Annotated in this window: 19 protein-coding genes; all 19 read right to left on the reverse strand. The window is 31.8% G+C overall.

The genetic code is table 11. The features are described from left to right. Positions 1-3: 3 nt before the first annotated feature. The 19 genes from traM to HNQ03_RS07380 all read right to left on the reverse strand — a co-directional run bounded on the left by traM (position 4) and on the right by HNQ03_RS07380 (position 17247). The gene (gene traM / locus HNQ03_RS07290) at positions 4-1215 is read right to left on the reverse strand and encodes a conjugative transposon protein TraM (RefSeq protein WP_194305166.1); all 1212 of its coding nucleotides are present in this window, start codon (positions 1213-1215) and stop codon (positions 4-6) included. Next, a complete protein-coding gene (locus tag HNQ03_RS07295) occupies positions 1205-1474 on the reverse strand; it encodes a hypothetical protein (protein WP_173779011.1) in 270 nt (89 codons plus the stop codon). Before HNQ03_RS07295 ends, traM begins: the two co-directional genes overlap by 11 nt. An 89-nt stretch (positions 1475-1563) precedes the next feature. Next, positions 1564-2178, reverse strand: coding sequence for a conjugative transposon protein TraK (gene traK / locus HNQ03_RS07300; RefSeq protein ID WP_173779012.1), 615 nt, complete (start codon positions 2176-2178; stop codon positions 1564-1566). A 40-nt stretch (positions 2179-2218) separates the two neighbouring features. Further along, positions 2219-3454 carry a hypothetical protein gene (locus tag HNQ03_RS07305; RefSeq protein WP_173779013.1) on the reverse strand — a complete coding sequence of 412 codons (1236 nt, stop codon included), beginning with the start codon at positions 3452-3454 and terminating at the stop codon, positions 2219-2221. A 3-nt stretch (positions 3455-3457) separates the two neighbouring features. Then, a complete protein-coding gene (locus HNQ03_RS07310; RefSeq protein WP_173779035.1) occupies positions 3458-4279 on the reverse strand; it encodes a hypothetical protein in 822 nt (273 codons plus the stop codon). Between the two features lie 91 nt (positions 4280-4370). Further along, on the reverse strand, positions 4371-4958 hold the full coding sequence (locus HNQ03_RS07315) for a hypothetical protein (RefSeq protein ID WP_226927458.1): 588 nt from the start codon (positions 4956-4958) through the stop codon (positions 4371-4373). A gap of 50 nt (positions 4959-5008) precedes the next feature. After that, positions 5009-5686: a hypothetical protein gene (locus HNQ03_RS07320; RefSeq protein ID WP_173779014.1), complete on the reverse strand. Its 678-nt coding sequence runs from the start codon at positions 5684-5686 to the stop codon at positions 5009-5011. Between the two features lie 16 nt (positions 5687-5702). Then, positions 5703-6359 carry a hypothetical protein gene (locus tag HNQ03_RS07325; RefSeq protein WP_173779015.1) on the reverse strand — a complete coding sequence of 219 codons (657 nt, stop codon included), beginning with the start codon at positions 6357-6359 and terminating at the stop codon, positions 5703-5705. Continuing rightward, complete coding sequence (locus tag HNQ03_RS07330; protein ID WP_173779016.1) at positions 6346-9411, reverse strand: TraG family conjugative transposon ATPase; 3066 nt, start codon at positions 9409-9411, stop codon at positions 6346-6348. Before HNQ03_RS07330 ends, HNQ03_RS07325 begins: the two co-directional genes overlap by 14 nt. A gap of 16 nt (positions 9412-9427) precedes the next feature. Next, positions 9428-9709, reverse strand: coding sequence for a DUF4133 domain-containing protein (locus HNQ03_RS07335; protein ID WP_382404999.1), 282 nt, complete (start codon positions 9707-9709; stop codon positions 9428-9430). A gap of 23 nt (positions 9710-9732) precedes the next feature. Next, a complete protein-coding gene (locus HNQ03_RS07340) occupies positions 9733-10056 on the reverse strand; it encodes a DUF4134 domain-containing protein (protein WP_173779018.1) in 324 nt (107 codons plus the stop codon). Positions 10057-10084: 28 nt separating this feature from the next. After that, positions 10085-10651: a hypothetical protein gene (locus HNQ03_RS07345; RefSeq protein ID WP_173779019.1), complete on the reverse strand. Its 567-nt coding sequence runs from the start codon at positions 10649-10651 to the stop codon at positions 10085-10087. A 40-nt stretch (positions 10652-10691) separates the two neighbouring features. Next, positions 10692-11342, reverse strand: coding sequence for a ParA family protein (locus HNQ03_RS07350; RefSeq protein ID WP_173779020.1), 651 nt, complete (start codon positions 11340-11342; stop codon positions 10692-10694). Then, a complete protein-coding gene (locus tag HNQ03_RS07355; RefSeq protein WP_173779021.1) occupies positions 11343-12803 on the reverse strand; it encodes a relaxase/mobilization nuclease domain-containing protein in 1461 nt (486 codons plus the stop codon). Beyond that, on the reverse strand, positions 12800-13153 hold the full coding sequence (locus tag HNQ03_RS07360; protein WP_173779022.1) for a hypothetical protein: 354 nt from the start codon (positions 13151-13153) through the stop codon (positions 12800-12802). Before HNQ03_RS07360 ends, HNQ03_RS07355 begins: the two co-directional genes overlap by 4 nt. Before the next feature lie 27 nt (positions 13154-13180). After that, positions 13181-14422 (reverse strand): hypothetical protein, encoded by a 1242-nt coding sequence (locus tag HNQ03_RS07365; protein WP_173779023.1) that lies wholly within the window; start codon positions 14420-14422, stop codon positions 13181-13183. Between the two features lie 769 nt (positions 14423-15191). Beyond that, the gene (locus tag HNQ03_RS07370) at positions 15192-15476 is read right to left on the reverse strand and encodes a hypothetical protein (protein ID WP_173779024.1); all 285 of its coding nucleotides are present in this window, start codon (positions 15474-15476) and stop codon (positions 15192-15194) included. 101 nt (positions 15477-15577) lie between these two features. Continuing rightward, positions 15578-16348 (reverse strand): hypothetical protein, encoded by a 771-nt coding sequence (locus HNQ03_RS07375; RefSeq protein WP_173779025.1) that lies wholly within the window; start codon positions 16346-16348, stop codon positions 15578-15580. Positions 16349-16830: 482 nt separating this feature from the next. Further along, a complete protein-coding gene (locus HNQ03_RS07380) occupies positions 16831-17247 on the reverse strand; it encodes a hypothetical protein (protein ID WP_226927459.1) in 417 nt (138 codons plus the stop codon). Between the last annotated feature and the right edge of the window lie 205 nt (positions 17248-17452).

The following is a 17452-nucleotide window of genomic DNA, read 5'->3' on the forward strand; positions in this document are numbered from 1 at the left end:
TTATTATTTTTTAAGTTCTTTGTCGTTGATTAAGAATATGTAAGAGTTGTATTTTAGTTTTGCTTTGTTTTGTCGGATCATATTAGAAATGGTTTTGGAAGTGGAACTAAATAAGCTAGAAAAAAGACTGGTAAAAAAACTTTCTCCACCGTTATCCATTTGAGTTCCTTGTACAGAATTGCTTCCCATCTCGCGAAGCATTTCTCGGAAATCACTTTGTGGAACGTACAAACCTTGCATTCCGTCCATATCAAAAACAGAAAGATTGATAGGCAGAATTTCACCATTATTTAAAATTGAAACCACGTTCAAATTCACTCTTTGCAAAGAAAATCCTGAAATTTGACCATATAAAATGGCTCCTTTTGAGATTTTATGTTTTCCGACATTGATGTCTTCTAAAAGTCGAAAACGAATTCTGCTTCCGAGATAACCTTTGTTATTCTCATCAATTACTGCTTTTATGAAATTGTCCTTTTTCTCTTTTGAAATGGAATTAAAACTTGGATTGAGCGAAGATTTATCCACACGAAGTGTAGAGTTTAGAAAAGCTGCCATTTTTTCTTTGTTCTTTTTCAATTTGTTTTCCGAAGCAAGAGCCGATTGGTATTCTGGATCTTTCGCTTTTTCCAAGGAATCCATCATCAAAACTTGCTGTCGCAACATTTTCACTGGATCGGTTTCTTTTTCTTTTTGCTTTGTATTTGAACTCATCGGAGAATCGGAATAAATATTTGGCTGTCCAGTATTTCCATTGCTCTTATCATTCAACATTCTTATCATTTCTGCAGAGCGTTGAAAATCTTTTTCATCTGAAGTTTTTTGATTACTTTGCTTGTAATAACTGGCTTTTCCCAAATCAGTTGAACTTCCATTTTGTAATGCTCGAACTGTTTTAAGTGAATCGATGTATCTCTTTTGTGAGTAATCCAGATTGTCAGAATAATTTTGCAAACTATCTTCCTCTTTGTCGATTCCATCAAGCATGGATCTTCCATCTCCCTTTTCAAATAGTTGGTCGTATGCAGCATTTTTCGAGAGTATAGAATCTTGAGTTTCACCCAAATTAAGAGATAAATCCTGTGAAACTTCTTTCGGTTGCTCTTCATTTCCCATAAATTTTGTTGTCTGAAAACCAAGAAAAAGTATGATTGGCAGAAGAATTAAAGGGAAGATATATTTTGGCTGTTTAAAGTTGATTTTTTTAATGTCCATTTTTTAATTTTTGGTATTGGTTGAACAAATATTCTATTCTGAGACTGTCGTTTTTAGTTAAAGGACCGTTTTCCCTTTTGCCTTTTAATTGTTGTAATTCTTTCACAACATTTTCCATTTTATTTTCATTGATGTTCATTTCAGATTTTACATCATCACTTTCTGAATAGAGATTAGGGATATTATTAATGGGAATTTTTGGCGTGAAATAATAATATTGAATGAAGATTAAGCCAAAAGAAACAATGAGAATCAGCATTATATATTTATAAAACTGCTTCGGATGTTTGATAATCCAATCCTTTAACTGAAGGACTTGAGCTTTAATTTGAGAGTATGGATTCATGTTTAAAAATGTGATTTAGATTTGTTGGATAATTCGCTATTATCTAAAATTCTCCAATTTCTCAAGAGAACGCCATGTGGATTATTTGGACTTCTGATGATGTCTTCAAAATTCCCTTCAGTAATTAATTTCCGAATGATTAGTGAAGTTTTTCGATTTATCATTTGAGTACCGTAATAGATGAATTTCTTATTGGGAAGATCAGTTTTTATAGAATCTGTACGAATAGTAACCAAAGAGTTTCCAGAAATGACTTGATTGTAAAACCCTTTTTCTCTTAAATTGGTGTACTCTTTTTTTCCACTATCATCAATCAAGTAAAGAGATTTTTCAACATTTTCTTTAATGTAGCTATCATCTGGAGCAAGTGTAAAAAATAATCTGTGAAAAAGTTCAATTTGCGAACGATATTCTACAGGTCTATTTAGTAATTCATCTGTTTGCTTTACCAAAATGGGAACGCCATTATCAATGACATACAAGGATTTTCGGGAATCTTGAATCAGTTTATACGCAAATGCAAATCCTGCAATAACAATCAACACTGCAAAAAGTATTGATGAAATCGACACCACTTTATTGATTTTTATTTTTTGTTCTATGTTTTTAACAAGCATTTTAATAAGAATTTTTATTAATTAAATTTTGGGTTCGGAATTATTTATTATTCATTTTACCGACGGCTTTTGCAATTTCTTTTGCCGCAACTACTGCTCCTGCAACGCCACCTGCAGCTGCTGCTGTTGCAGTTCTTCCCACAGCTTTTCCTGCACTTGCAACCGTTCCTCCGGCTGCTTTTCCTTTGCTCATAATTCCAGCTCCTCCTGCGGAAACAATAGAATCTGCAATAGATGGCACCATTAAAATTCCAATTCCTGTAACGATATAGGCAACACAAGGAAAAAGTGCGGTGTACATCATTCCACTATTTTGCACATAAACCCGAAGGGTATTCATATCTGCAACTCCTCCAGAATCGATCATCAAAGCATAGCGATCCAATTCCATTTGGTAACCCGACATTATGAGCTGTTGACCAATATTGATAATGGTGTAAGTGATAAAAGTGTAAAGATTAATATTGATGAATTTCGTTACCCAATTGCTGAAAGAATTTTCAAAACCTGGTATGAGTGACATTCCGACGGCAATGGGTCCCAAAATAATTAGTACATAACTCCATACTTTTTGAATGAAAAAGATTAAATAGGTGCAGACTCGAAGAATCGTCAAAGAAACACCTTCAATGATTTCTGATAATGTTTTTTGAATTTTGAACTCCATTTTCATATACCATTCTTTGGCAGGTGCCAATAATTTGTCCACATCTACATCGTACCAACTATCATCTGCCTTTTTTTCTAATTTGTCCAAAGTTTCTTGCTTCGCTTCTTCTTCAGCTTGTTGCTTGATTAGAATTTCTAAAATTTGGTTTTGCTTTTTGAATCTTTCTACCCTCAAATCATTTGCGTCCTTTTCTATTTCTTGAAAAAGTTTAATTCCTGGTTCTGCTAATGATTGCAAAGGATATTGAATCATACCTGTAAAAGCTCCCCAATACATTAAAATGAAGGCAATAATAACAGGTCGAATCATAGGTGTAACTTCCCAAGGTCTTGCTCCTTCCTGCATTTGCCAACCTAAATATCCCATGTAGCACAAAGCTCCAAATCCGCCAATAGCTTGACCGAGCATTACTGCACCCGCAGATTGTGCTGCCATTGTGGTATCTAATTTTGTAAAAGCCTCCATAAACCATTTTTCAAATGCGCCATCACCTTTCAAAAATTGCAGTAATTTGTTGTAATCTTCTGTGCTTCCAGTTTGCCCAAAAACGATGGTCGGCATAAAAACTAATACCAGTAAAATGGTAAGTGTTACGTATTTATTCATTTTCTAATATTTATTGTGGTATTCATTCATGAATTTTATTGCGATCTCTTTATCATTTGAGTTCCAAACTGGTTCTATTTTTATTTTTGATTTGGAAAGAAGTTTTTTATAATCAAGGAATAAGGAGTTTTTTCTGTCGAATGCTCTCAATTGGTCTTTGAAATTTCGCCAGCCAATTAATGTTTCATGGTACATTAGAAAGCGTTTTCCTCGTGGCATATCTAATGTTCTGGAATTTTTGTACTTGTCTTTCAAAAGATTGAGTTCTTTTTCCAGTTGTGTTATTCCGCCATTCATCAACATGTTTTGATAGGTTTTATCATCCTTCAACTGCCATTGAATAAAATTTTGGGGATTATCTGGAAAGTCTTTCAAAGGTTTTAGCATTTTTTTGTAATACAAAAGCCAAAGTGGGTCTGCTTCTACTGTTGCAGATGTCCAATGCGCAAAATCTTGAACATTTCTGGTGTATAAAGTATCTACTTGAAGTTTTATTTTTTCTGCTTCACTTTTTTGAAATTCCAGTTCAGCAAATCTTTGAGCTTCTAAACCGGTTGGTTTTAAAGGACGAATATCTGCTCCGTTTTTATAATCTTGATTGATGGAAGGAGAAAGCCATCCCCAAACTGTGGCGTAAGCAAAATTGGTCTGGATTCCGAATGTGTATTTTGGATAAGGACGAAAATCTCCCCAAGATTCAAACACCATTCTCTTATTGTGAGCAACAATTGAAGGATCATTTAGTATTTTTACTTGCCCGTAATTGAAAATGCTTCCCACCAAAACAGCGATAAACAGTAAGATTTTTTTTGTATTATTTTTCATCATTGTATTAATTAAAAATGAACTTATATTTGATCATAATGCCCTTCACAATTGCTCTATCAAGGTTTACATAAGTGTTAATGGTTGGGATTTAATAAATGTATGGGATTTTTTTAGCGTTTTTTAATCTGATTTTTATGCAGATTAAATAGCCATTAATCATTTGTGCTTTCGTAGATAAATTTTGAATGAGTACTTGTCGATCATAAGGATCCATCAGAAAATCATTTTCTTCGTGAAGAATATCATTCACCAATTCGCTTTGCATTTTGATAAGTTCTTGTGCTGCTGCGATATAAAACCGATTTAGTAAAATTGCATATTCTGGATATTGAGCCGTAAGTGTGAGAACATCATTGGCATTCACACCAATTTGTCCAAAAGTTTGTGATAAATAATACAACTGTTTTCCCTGCATAATTGCGGAATTGATATTGGTTAATTTATCATAGATGAATTCTTGTATCGCTACTACTTGTGCAATTTTTTGATTGATATCATCGTATAATTTTTTCTGCTTTTCGTATGAGTTTAAAAATGATTCATTGCTCGCCAAACGAACTCCTTGATTTTTGGTTAATTGTGTTAATAATTTATCGTTCAGCACCACAGTTTGCCCTTCTACAGAAGTTAATCCGCCGAAAATTAGAATGAATGGAAATAATATTTTTTTGAACATTTTAATGATTTTTTTGTGGGATGATTGAATTTATGTTTTCAATTTTAGTATTAAAAATGACTCATTATTGATTCTACAATCTGTTTATCCTTGTTGATATAATTGAGAACTACAAATTTTGTCCATTCTACTTTTCGCTTGATGTCTCTTATTTTCATGAGCATGAAAAGAGAATCTCTGCGAAGATTTACCACTTCTCCTAAAGCATATTCCAACAAAATTTTTCGTTCTGCTTTTTCCATTTGATTGATTGCTCCATAGGAAAGCACAATGCCTGTCAATAATCTCACAATCATTTGCATATCATCTACAAATTTGATTTCTGCAGGCAAAACAACTACGAGTGAATAAGGTGCAGTTTGGATTTCTGTAATAATTTTCGACTGTATATCTTGTATTTTTTGACTTTCTAAAAAAATGGCATATCCTGTTGGAATCGCCTGCATTGCAAAATCTACAATCCTTAATCGGTCTTGAATTTTAGTCGTGGTTTCCTTAAATTTTTCCCATTGTTTTTTATTAACCACTTCTGTTGCAACATTGGTGTTTTGCCAATTTTTCATAGTTTTTTGCCGCTCATTTTCTTGCATGGTATGTCGAATCTCCTGATTCATCATTGGAAATGAAACATTTTCTTTTTCCCAAGGTGGTGTCGGATTTCCGCCAGATGAAGTGATTAAAACATAAACTGTTGGAAGCAGAATTGAAAGGATAATTCTATTTTTCATTGTGCTTTTATTTAGATTAAAATCTATTTTTATACGTCCACATGATGTTTTGAACAATACTCATATCGGTATTGATATAACCTTGAAATGGATTGATAGATTGAAACCATCCTAATCTTATGGCTCTTTCAATATTTAATTTTGTAGCGAGCAACCATATTTTGAGCATGGTTACATTTTGAGAAACTGCAAAAAGTAATTTGTAACGATCTCCCGCAGTTGCAAGATTTAATTCTCCTGGTTTTAATAAATCTGTGACATCAGTTGTTAATTTTATCACTTGTTCGTACGCTTTTTGAGATGCTTTTACGCCAAATACTGCATATTGTGGTTTGTTACTTGTGAGCGTAACAATATCACTGGAATACTGTAAACAGCGATCTAATTCGTTATAAATATCAATCACTTGAACACCATTTTTCAGTGTTCCAGAAACTTCATTTAAACCTTTTAGAACTTTATTTTGAATGTTGTTGGCAACTACCATTTGAGTTCCGACCCATGTTTGCGCTTGCTGCAATTTTGTTTGTTGGGTGATTGTTTTTTCCTGCTGATTCTCAAGATTATCAGAATATAATTTCAACGCAAGTGTTGTGGTTACATCGATGTAAGTGTTTTGTGCAACAACGAAATTTCCAACTATAACCAGGAGAATAATGCTAAACTTTTTCATATTGGTAAGATTTTGAGTTAATGAGTTCTTTTAAGTTTAATCCTCTGTCTTGCATTTCCTGCCCAATGATTTTCAGAATGTTTTGGTCTTGGAATTTGTTTTTTATTTGTTGATAATAAGCAAGTACATTTTCATCTAATGGCTGTTTGTAGAGATTAACCAAGCCAACCATATTTTCCATTTTATCATCGAGTTTTTGAAAATCTTTGATGAATATTTGAAGTGCTCCATCATAATTATCCAATTGATGCACATAATATTCAATGGCAATTTTCTCTGGTTTTTCAGTCGTGTAGGTTAAATATTGCTCCAAGGAAACTTCATTTCCATAGACTTCTCCTTTTGATCCTCGCTTTAAATAAAATTCTTTGAATCGGCTTCTTCCGAATTTATTATTGAGATTATTGATGGTAAAAATCTTGTTTTGCTCTACTTTATTGAGTGAAAGAAGTGAAGAGATTTTATCAAAATTATCTTTGAATTTAGTTTGGTCGAGCAATATAAAAGTGTCGGAATTATTAATAATTGAATCTTTTACCACCGTATTTCCGATAATGTCATCCAACTCTTGTGTTACCACAACTGCTTCTCCCCAAAATTTTCTTACAGTTTTATAGAGATAAAGAATATATCCTCCCATCAATTTTGAAGCGATTGCTTTCCAAGCTTCTTCTATAATCAATGCTTTTCTACGGTCTTTTCGCAATCGCATTTTCTGGATGAACGTATCCATAATAATCAATGTTACGATTGGAAATAGTTTCGGGTTGTCTTTTACATTATCAATTTCAAAAACGATAAATGTTTCATCAAACAAAGTATTGTCGGCGTTTTCATTCAAAGTTGTTCCATATCTTCCACCTTTGTAAAAATCTTTTAAAACGAATAAAAAAGTGCGAAGTTTAAATTCGGTTTCATCAATTTTATGCTTTTTATTGTTCAAATAAATCGGCAGAAATTGATCGCAATAATCATAGAAACTATTAAAGGAAAGTTCTTGAACTTTTAATTTTTCTTCAAGTTGAACTATCTTTTTTATAAGTGCTTTTTTAATGGCATCATTCCATTCTCTGGTATTTTCTGGTCTTTTTATTACAGATTTTGCTTTGGTAAGAATTAGTTGTGTTTCATTGTACACTTTTCTTTTAGTCTCATCAGTTAAAGTTTCATAAGCTTCAAAAACCTGATAAAATTTGGTAGCATCATAATCCGGATTATTAATATTTTTATCGGGATGATAAAAACTAATCATCTTTCTGCCTTTTTCTCGAATGGTTTCTGTAGAAGCATCAAAAGCAATTTCTAAAATATCATAATAGGTTTGGTTTTCTCTGATCTCGCTTTCATATTCAGCGTGAATATCTTCTTCGTGGATATTATATTTGCGTAAATATTGAAACAGTTCTTCAGAACTTTTTTCTTCAAACCAAGTACTTCCACCATTAAAAAACTGGTGGTAATAGGACATCAACACATTATCTAAAATTGATTTTTGCGTAGAACTCATGGCTGCATCTGCTCCTTGCCAAATCAAAAAAATTAGGTTGGTCAAAAACTCAATTTTTTCAATATTGAACTCTTCTTTATCCATTAAAAATGGATTCATTGTGATCGGCTTTTCCTCGGTGTATTGGATGTATCTTCCGCCTTTATACGCACAAAGTCCAGAATAAGAATCTCCTGTATCAACGATTACTACATCATAATTGTACGTCAGATATTGTTCGATAATATTATTCATCAAAAAGGATTTCCCCGATCCTGACGGACCCAATACAAACTTATTTCGGTTATTTATTCTTCCTGTTTTCATGGGTAAATCTGATGGGTCAATTTTCAAGGGAACTCCTTGTCTATCGGTAAATCTTAAATAGAAATTTGATTCTTCATTCACGGGGTAACTTTCTTTAAAAAAAAAACACAAGGCAGCTTCGCTTGTCGTTGTAAATAAATCATAACTCTTTAGTTCCACGGCATTTCCGGGAAGGCAGCAGCGAAATAGTTCTAATTGATTGTAGGAATTTTGTGAAACGATAATCCCTTTCATGAAAAGCTTATTTTCAATCAGAGATTGAATTTCTTCCATTTTTTCTAAAGAATCTGCCGAGTAAGAGATTGAAAAATGAGCATCAACAATGAGCTGTCCGTCCATTGCAATATTGTGCAAAAGTTCTTCTATTTCTTCTGCTACAATGGCATTTGATGGTGAATTATTTGCAACACCTTCATGCTTTTTTTTCTTTTTATCTAATTCTCGTTGCTTTGAAGCTTGATGCGGAATGGAAATAATTTGATTGTAAACGATGGTTTTATATTCCTCCAATTCATTGATAAATGAAAAATTATCTACCGCAGTTTCTGAAGCCGAACCATTTCCACCTAAATAGGAATAAGTCTCAATTTCAGAGGGCAATTCAATTTTCTCAACATCTACAAAACTGATGGTTTTCACAAATCTGTTTCCAATAACAAGGTTTTCGTTTGTGGCTTTTATATTATCAAAGGTGGGTGTTTCTGCAAAATTCATTGATAAAATTCCACTCAAATAATGTTCAAAATCTTTTTCTTTTAAAAATTCTGGTTCGCAGTCGTTTTGAGATAAAAGCAAGAAAATTTTTAGACATTTATCTCTTAATTTTTTATAGTCTTTTTCAGAAAAACTGTATTTGGTTTTTTTGGTATTTTGATCAACAATATCTGTGAATAATAGAAGGGTGTCAATGGTTTTAAATAATCGTCCGTCAAAATGCTCGGAATATTTTTGCTGCAAAAATTCATTAGACTTTTCTGCGGTATATCTTTTTCTACTGAAAATATCTACTTTCTGAACGATATGATTCTCGCCAATAATTGCAACCACTTGATTCAAAACTGTATGAAAATTTAAGTAAGCATCGGGATCTGCTGAATATTGCTCTACAATATTTTTAATTTTAATGCCGATAATTGGATTTCCAAACTGACCAATAAGCACATCGAAATTCCAATCGTGGCTTTTGCCATAATCATAACCGATAAAAGGAATCTCAAATGTTTGTTTCTTTAAATGCATGTGTAGATTTTAGAAATTAGTGCTTAGATTTTATTTTTGAATTTTTACTTTTTCTGAATTTTGATGGAATGATGTGCAACTCTTCTTCGTTTTTTGTCTTATTGTAAAGCCCTTTTGAATCTTGTGTTTTGTAACTTAGAAAAACTCCAGTTCCACCAAGTGCAGCTCCGATAACCATTCCGAAAATTCCAAATATTGATGAAAATATGGCGACAATTACGATTCCTCCAACGGCTGAACCCATTGCGTAATAGATGTATTTATCTTTTAATCCGAAAAATATAAGGGGTTTTTTCAACCCCTTATAAAGGAAATATCCCATTAGAATATCGCTGCGATAAAAGTTGGAACCAACAATAGGAAAATACAAGCACCACCCCAACCAACAATTTCTTTGTTGATGTCTTGGTCGCCATTTGTCCATTTGTTGTAAATCCTAATTCCACCGACTGTTCCTACAATTGCACCGATGGCGTAGATTAGCAATCCCAAATCGGTAATGTAACCAGAAATGGTAGTTGCTGCTGCTCCTAAAGCTGCACTACCACCAGATTGTGCAAAAGCCGGACTCACAGATAAAAGGACTACAAATGCAGTGAGCAATCGTTTCATCATTTTGTGTTTTTTGAATTCTTGATTCATCATGTTTAAAAATATTAAGGGTTAAATTTGTTTACCTATTTAAAGTGCTGTGATACACTTTGTGTCCTTTTAAGTTTTGTACCAATTGCACAGAACTTGAGGCAATATTTAGAACATTCTCCCAGTAATTATTGCTTGCTTTTTCAAGTTTTAATAGGTGTTCTTCTATGTTTTCAAGCTGATCGACTTCTTCATTATAAAGGTCTTCTTCAACTTCATTTTCTACATCTTCTTCGGCTTCTTCTTCAATTGTTTCTTCAGGTTGTTCGAGAGATGATTCTTCTTCGAAAGAATCGATATTTTGTTCAGACTCAAATCGCCTTCTATAATCATCTATGTCTTGTCTTTCTTCGGACCTTACTATTTCTATTGGAAATTGCTTTCTATAAAATGATTTTGGTGTCGTTAAGTTTTCAACATCTTCAATACCCACCATTTTCACATCGCTTCTGTGTTCTTCTTCAAATTCTACTAATGAAAATATTTCGTTGTCGTCTATTTTTGCTGTAGATTTGGTTTTTAGAAAGAGATCATAAATGATGTTTCCTACATAATAGAGGATGTAAAGTGCAATGAGAATGATTATAAATGTGGTCATATTTAAAATTTTTTCTACTGAGAAGTAGTGAATTAATGGGTTATATAGTGGTATCCAAGGTTTCATTGATGTAGCATATTATTTCATTAAATGGATTTCTTATTGCATATTTCTGCTCATAAGTCAGTTTTCTGGTATCAATTGTTTGCAAACAGTTTCTTTTAAAAACTGGCGATTTCAGTAACTTTCCATATCTATCTAATTCTGCATCCATTCCTTCTTGGTTCAAATATTTAAAACTTTTATCGTATTTCGAGCGTATAAAAATGCGATCTGCCTGACTTTCTATCTGTCCTAATACGTTCACAAAAACCAAAGTCGATTTTACAGATACATCAGAATATTCAAAAGGAATGATGATAAAATTGCTGTAAATCAATAAATCGCTGTACTTTACATCCAGTGTTCCCGCCAAATCGAACAAATTAATGTCTTCATTATCTCTCAATTCAATGATGGTTTCTAAATCTGGAAACGCTTGTGTATCATTATCTCCTATGATTTCTACTTCATACAATTTTGGAATGTCTAAGACTTCATCTTCTCTCCATTTATGGTAAAATGACTTTTGAAAATCAAAATCGAAAACATTGAGTTTCCGCTCTGAAATTCCCGAAAGGTAATTGGCAAAAGCAATTGCCAATGTGGTTTTTCCTGTTCCGCCTTTCTGGGTTGCAAAAATGATTATCATCTATTTTCTTCTTTTTCGTTTCTTTTTTAGTTCGTTTTCTGCCGGATCCTTTGCTGTTGAAGTACTTTTCATCAATTCAAATAGCATTTCATCTATGGCTTCTGTAATTTCATTTTTGTCTGTTCTGTGTTCGTTTTTTAAAAATCTTTCATAATCATTTTCTCCAATCAACGACCTCAATTCTCCAATATAATGAAGCTGGGTATGAACTGCATATAATTTTCCATCTTCGCTTTTTATGATAGAAATATTATCATTGCTGTTTTTTCCTTTTTGAGTTCTAATAAAATCCTTGACTTCATTTTGAATTTTTCTATACGTTTCCAGTTCTTTCTTTCCCCGGTTTTCAAAAAACATGAAGTCTTTTAGTTCTGCTTTCGGATATTTTATTTTTAAAAATTCCAACAGAATCTTTTTGGATTCTTGATTGGGAACATTGTAATCTTTCAGAATTTCAAAAAGCTTTTTATCTAATTTTTCAGATGTGAATTCAAACAATTCATTCATTTTTAAAACCTCACTTCCTTTATAAACTTTACCTGTTTTATGGTCGATTAAAGTGTAACCAAATGGTTCAAATCCTTCTTTTTGATGAAATACAATATCAATCCCAAAAATATCTTTCAGCTTTTTTTGGAGCTCGCTTTCAAACTCAATTTTTATTTTTGAATGATTTTCATTATTATTTTTTTTCTCCTCTGGAAGCATAGAATTTTGCCTACTTCGGTCTTCTACTTTGAATACTTTATTGGAATAGATTTCTTTATATTTTATCAGAATCGCTTTGATTTGATTTTTCCTATTGTCATTTTTCTGGCTATCGAAAATAATTTGGTTTCCGTTAATGCTTTTCAGTTTCACACCATTTTTTAGAATGTCAAATGCATTTTCCTCTTGCTTATTTTTAACCAATTTAAATCCGCTTCTTTCAAGCAAAGTTTCTAATTGATTGAGTGTGGTGATTTTATAATTCAATAATTTATTAAGTTCCTCTTCTGGTATTGTAGCGTATAATTTTTTTAAAATTTTTATTAATGCTTTTTGAGATTTCAATTTCTCATAGCTATCATTTATCTTTTTGCCGCTTGTTTTATCTACTCTGGTCGAAACAATATGAACATGATTATGATCGGTATCATTATGAAAAACTACAGTAAATGGTTGCTTTCCGTAACCCATTTCTTTCATAAAATTTTCCGCTATTTCGGTGAGCTCTTCTTTGCTATGCTCCTGAAATTTTGTAGAGATCATCGCATGAAACTGTGGCTTTATCACTTTTTTATTTCCAATTGAAATAGCTCTCAAATAATCTCTGACTTGTTGTTTATCGCTTGCTTCATTAATGAATGAAGGAAAGTTTTTCATCAACATTATTTCTCCATTTCCGCTGTTGATTTTCTTATCATTGTAATTCACCCCTGGAAAACTTGAACCTGCTGCATTCATAATTTTAACAATCATTTTGCGAGCATGGAATATATTTTCTCAAACATTTCATTCTGCTTTTTTTTAAGAATTGCTATTTCTAAAAGTTGACTTGAAAAATTCTTCATTTCTATCTCACTTATAAATTTCTGCCCATTCACGATTTTTGCAACTTGGTTGATGTTGGTTTCTATTTTCACAAATAGATTGTCTTGTTTTTCAATGAACGCTATGATCTGTCGTCTGTCATTTTCTAAAATTTTTCCTTCGACAGAATTGATAATTAAACTGGTGAGAGAAATATTTTTATCTGAACAGAATTTTTTCCATTTCTTCTTTCTTTCGATTTCAATGCGGAACTTTATTTCATTTTTTTTCTGCTCCATTCTTAATAAAAAAAGATTGTAATAAATTTATTCGAGTACCCATTGTATAGTACCGTTAATGGATTTTAAAATATAATTTCCTGTAGTTGGTGGTTGCGGAACTGATATAATTTCTGATAAATTTTTTGCAGCAATTTCCCCATCATTAGGATTATAAACCAACATCTTGGTGTAAGAAACATTGGAATTGCTTATGTGTGAGGGATTAATCTGGAATCTGCCATTAAATTTAATCCAGCGTTCTGCAAAATCGCCGATTATTAAACCATTTGTCCAAGATGCACTTAGGTCAACAGTATTTTCTGCAGAAATGTTAGTTTGTGGGATTAGGTTTGAATTTCCATGAATTACCAGTCTATTGTTGACAGTTTCTTCTACGTCAACAGTATTGCTATGACCTGCACCAGTTCCAATAAATACGTTATTATTTCCATTAACGTAAGCTCCAGTTTGAGCACCTAACATTACATTTTTATTTTCTGTAGTAATGAAAGCACCAGCGTTTTGACCAATTGCAGTATTGTAAGAACCAGTACTCAATTTTTTATAAACACTTTGCCCCAAAGCTGAATTTTTATAACCGGATGTAATGGAGAGCAATGTCGAATTGCCGATTCCTACATTTACACTACCCGTTACAATTTTATTTGGATTCAAAAAATCATAACCAGATGCATAACCTAAAAAAGTATTGTAGTCTCCAATTGTTAATCCTTTCAAACTAAAAGCTCCAATTGCAGTATTTGAATTTCCTGTGGTTAAATTTTGCAAAGCTCCGTAACCATAAGAAATATTGTATGTTCCGGTATGGTTTGGATTCATGTTTCCAAAAAACATAGAATAAGTATTCTTATTCATTCCTAAAGCTCCATCTCTGGAAGGTGTCACAGTACTTCCGATAAATGAAATAAATTTTGGGGAATAATTACCTCGGTTCACAACAGCTTCTAGCGTATCATCTTCAAATGGTTGCCACAAAGTTCCATCAAAATAGTACAGCCCTGTTTCAGTAATATTAATTACTTGACCAGACAAATTTGAAGGTGGTGAGTTTACAAATACAATTGCACCCTTTTTTGAGGTAGTATAAATTTTTGCTGCAAGTTGATCGCCTGTAATTCGTGGAGGAATAATTCCATCGAAATGGTTGACATCATCTGGTTTTCCTACAACTTCAAGCGTGGCTTCTGGGGTTTGCGTATTGATACCTACTTGCGCTTGAATAGAAACCGTTAGAAAACATAAGAGAACATAAATCCAATTTTTCATCTATTTGTATTAATTATTTCGGAGCAAAATTGAGAAATCAACCTTTGCAAAACAACAGTGTATCAGCGCTTTGAAGTAAATACTATTAATTTGGAGTAATTTGGAGAGTCAGAAAGTGTAAATAATAGTAATTTGGAGTAATCTGGAGTCTTCAACCAAAATTTCCATAAAAAAGAAAAACGAGTTCCGAAGTTTTTCCCCTTTTTGCAAAAAAGGCAAGATCGTCTTAGTAACCAAAACTTGAAAAGTTTGTGGGTACAAAGACACATCTTGCTAAATCTATTTGATGTTTTTTTAGAACTCTGAAAAAGTTGAATTGAGGATGCCTAAAGCACTGGTATCTAAATAGAAATACTTTGATTTACTTTTAAAAGAAGAAGAAATGAAGGTGGGTTTATTTTACGCAGGTTGATACTTTACTTGCAGTTAATTTACGCAGGTGCTGTACTTATTTTACGCAGGTTATGGAAATATGGTGGGTCTAATTTACTCAGGTTTGAATGTTTACCTTGTGCTATTTTACGCAGGTTTGTAATATATCCTGTATCTTTTTTACGCAGGTGTTGTGTTTATTTTACGCAGGTGCATCTGTTTACTTTGTGCTAATTAACGCAGGTTTAAAAATATCCTACATCTATTTTACGCAGGTTGCTACAATTGTTTTACGCAGATATTAATTCTTGGCTGGTATTAATTTACGCAGGTGGTTTCCAAATTTTTCGATTGAAGTAATAAATAAACTAAGTTAAAACAGATTCTCATGTGAAAATCACGATTTATCCATCTGAAAAATTGGAGTTGCTTTGGTGCAAATTAGGTGAGTAAAGTAGGATTTAACTTCAGTCTTTGGATCGGTAAATATTTCGCTTTTCCATTTGATTGATAGTTCCCAAATGTCCCACTTTCTAATTTTGGTATAATAAGGGTCAAAATCTGGACAGAAAACTTCAAAGTCTTGCTTCTCTTTATCATCTACAAATTGGATGATGATGGATGGTATTTTATTACCTGTTTTAGGTAATGCAGATTCGATTATTTTAGCATGAAGTCTCATGCTGTAAAGATAGATAGGATTTGTAGCAAATATTATATTTTAGTTGCTATGATTTGGGGCAAAATTTTTTCTGCTTCTAATTATATGAATTTAGAAATCACTTATTTAGAATGGAATTTTTTATAAGATTCGTCCTCTAATGGTTCAAAGTCAAACCTAACACTCTCTTTTTTAATTTTGGGTGGTTTAAGAACATCTAATAAATTATCTAGTGCATATGCGGGAATATTAATTATTGCATTGCCTAAACTATAGATTTCTCCACAATTGTTATGATGCTGAATAATTTTTTTGTGATAATCCTCTAAATTTTTTAATTCAATAATATTTTGTGTGTAAATTTCTTTTGAAGTTACGTTTCTTAAAGAATCTACCTCCATATTTTTAATATTTTCCAATAAATATTGTTTTGTAGATTTCTCTTCAATAATTGACACAATAGAATAAAATTGTTGATACCACTTGTTTGCAATTAATCGATTCCTCCTAAAATGTGCTGCACTATCTATTTTTTTTAGATTGTAAAGATTTAAATTTATATCGTTTATATACTGCTGCGTAATATGTGAACTCGTAATAATCTTATCGGTTTTACCATCAAGTGTTCCTATGGCAGATAAAATATTCAAATTTTTATTTGCAGTAGTATCGGACAAAATTTCATCTGCTTTGTAAATGTAAAGAACTGGATATTTTTCTTTTGAATATAAATTGTCAATAATTGACTTGTAATCTTGGTATATTGGATCATTATTTTCAAATGATTTATCCATAGAATAAGGATCAATTTTTACATAAAAAAACAAAAATTGAAAAATATTAATTAATACCAAGCCCAAAGCAGTCATAAAGAACGCTTTTTTAAACTTCATCTCAATACTAAAAGCCCAAAATAAGCAGATGAAAAGCACTAATATTGTGTGTAAAAAACTCGATAAGTATAAGAAGGTATAATTTTCAAATCTTATGAAATTAGAGTACACAATTACTTGCAACGGTATATACGCACAAGTAACAATATTTAAGAAAATATACGATATACTAGCAAACAAAAGCAATATTGGAAGAATGCTAATTAATCCATCAATAAACATTGGAAAAATATCTCTGAAATTTGAATCTTTTTGCGTAATTAAAAAATATGATCAATTACTTAAAACTATGTAAAAAAACATTTGAGAAAAAATTTCGCTTTGTTTTTTATTTGAGATATTAAGAACAACATCTGTAGGATGCCAGAAAAACAAAAATAATTCTTTCATCCATAGTCCAAAGTTCTCTACTGTAAAATCACCAAATAATTTATCAAATATTTTATCCATTTGTTAATTGTTATTTTTTTTCAAAATCCAATTTATTTAAATAGCACATCTTCACTTTTATAAATCAACAATTTACTTGGTGGCGCATCTTTAAATATTTTGTCTTGACTCTGAATCAATTCCACAAAAATAAATTTATCATTAAAATATAGAATTTTGCTTTTTTGTTCAGATCCGAATTTAGTCTTAACGTTTTCAAAAATATAATTGATATTTTCAAATCTTTCAGGAAACAGAAGTTTATTCCTAAATGAGATTAATCCTGTAATGAGTATAGTAGACAATCCAAAAAATATTGTTACCGATGTTAGATTAATTGCGGTACGTACAGTCTTGTGAAGAATGCCAATTCCTTGAGCGTATTCTTGCAGATGTTTCGTAACTTTAGGACTATTTTTTCTAAAATATAAAATAAATATTTCTGATATTATAATTACTACACCTCTCAAAAGTTTAGGTGCGAAAAATATTGTCATAAATAATCAATCCTGTCCTAAACAAAATTGTTTGTTGTAAAAATGCGTTATTTTATTGAGTTGATTGATATAAAATTACGTTTTTTAAAAAAGAACCCCTTGTATAAATTTTGGTGGCGGTTCTATGTGCTCTTCAAAAGGTTTATCCAGCCAATATTGTAGGTCAATTTTTACAAAA

Origin of the sequence: Frigoriflavimonas asaccharolytica (assembly GCF_013294015.1) — a bacterium.
Lineage (GTDB): Bacteria > Bacteroidota > Bacteroidia > Flavobacteriales > Weeksellaceae > Frigoriflavimonas > Frigoriflavimonas asaccharolytica.

Excerpts from the sequence above, each read along its gene's own strand:
- HNQ03_RS07375 (WP_173779025.1), bottom strand. The coding sequence starts at position 16,348 with ATGAAGTTTAAAAAAGCGTTCTTTATGACTGCTTTGGGCTTGGTATTA.
- HNQ03_RS07370 (WP_173779024.1), bottom strand. The coding sequence starts at position 15,476 with ATGAGACTTCATGCTAAAATAATCGAATCTGCATTACCTAAAACAGGT.
- HNQ03_RS07350 (WP_173779020.1), bottom strand. The coding sequence starts at position 11,342 with ATGATAATCATTTTTGCAACCCAGAAAGGCGGAACAGGAAAAACCACA.
- HNQ03_RS07325 (WP_173779015.1), bottom strand. The coding sequence starts at position 6,359 with ATGAAAAAGTTTAGCATTATTCTCCTGGTTATAGTTGGAAATTTCGTT.
- HNQ03_RS07345 (WP_173779019.1), bottom strand. The coding sequence starts at position 10,651 with ATGACCACATTTATAATCATTCTCATTGCACTTTACATCCTCTATTAT.
- HNQ03_RS07355 (WP_173779021.1), bottom strand. The coding sequence starts at position 12,803 with ATGATTGTTAAAATTATGAATGCAGCAGGTTCAAGTTTTCCAGGGGTG.
- HNQ03_RS07330 (WP_173779016.1), bottom strand. The coding sequence starts at position 9,411 with ATGCATTTAAAGAAACAAACATTTGAGATTCCTTTTATCGGTTATGAT.
- HNQ03_RS07310 (WP_173779035.1), bottom strand. The coding sequence starts at position 4,279 with ATGAAAAATAATACAAAAAAAATCTTACTGTTTATCGCTGTTTTGGTG.
- HNQ03_RS07315 (WP_226927458.1), bottom strand. The coding sequence starts at position 4,958 with ATGTTCAAAAAAATATTATTTCCATTCATTCTAATTTTCGGCGGATTA.
- traK (WP_173779012.1), bottom strand. The coding sequence starts at position 2,178 with ATGCTTGTTAAAAACATAGAACAAAAAATAAAAATCAATAAAGTGGTG.
- HNQ03_RS07295 (WP_173779011.1), bottom strand. The coding sequence starts at position 1,474 with ATGCTGATTCTCATTGTTTCTTTTGGCTTAATCTTCATTCAATATTAT.
- HNQ03_RS07305 (WP_173779013.1), bottom strand. The coding sequence starts at position 3,454 with ATGAATAAATACGTAACACTTACCATTTTACTGGTATTAGTTTTTATG.
- HNQ03_RS07360 (WP_173779022.1), bottom strand. The coding sequence starts at position 13,153 with ATGGAGCAGAAAAAAAATGAAATAAAGTTCCGCATTGAAATCGAAAGA.
- HNQ03_RS07365 (WP_173779023.1), bottom strand. The coding sequence starts at position 14,422 with ATGAAAAATTGGATTTATGTTCTCTTATGTTTTCTAACGGTTTCTATT.
- HNQ03_RS07340 (WP_173779018.1), bottom strand. The coding sequence starts at position 10,056 with ATGATGAATCAAGAATTCAAAAAACACAAAATGATGAAACGATTGCTC.
- HNQ03_RS07320 (WP_173779014.1), bottom strand. The coding sequence starts at position 5,686 with ATGAAAAATAGAATTATCCTTTCAATTCTGCTTCCAACAGTTTATGTT.
- traM (WP_194305166.1), bottom strand. The coding sequence starts at position 1,215 with ATGGACATTAAAAAAATCAACTTTAAACAGCCAAAATATATCTTCCCT.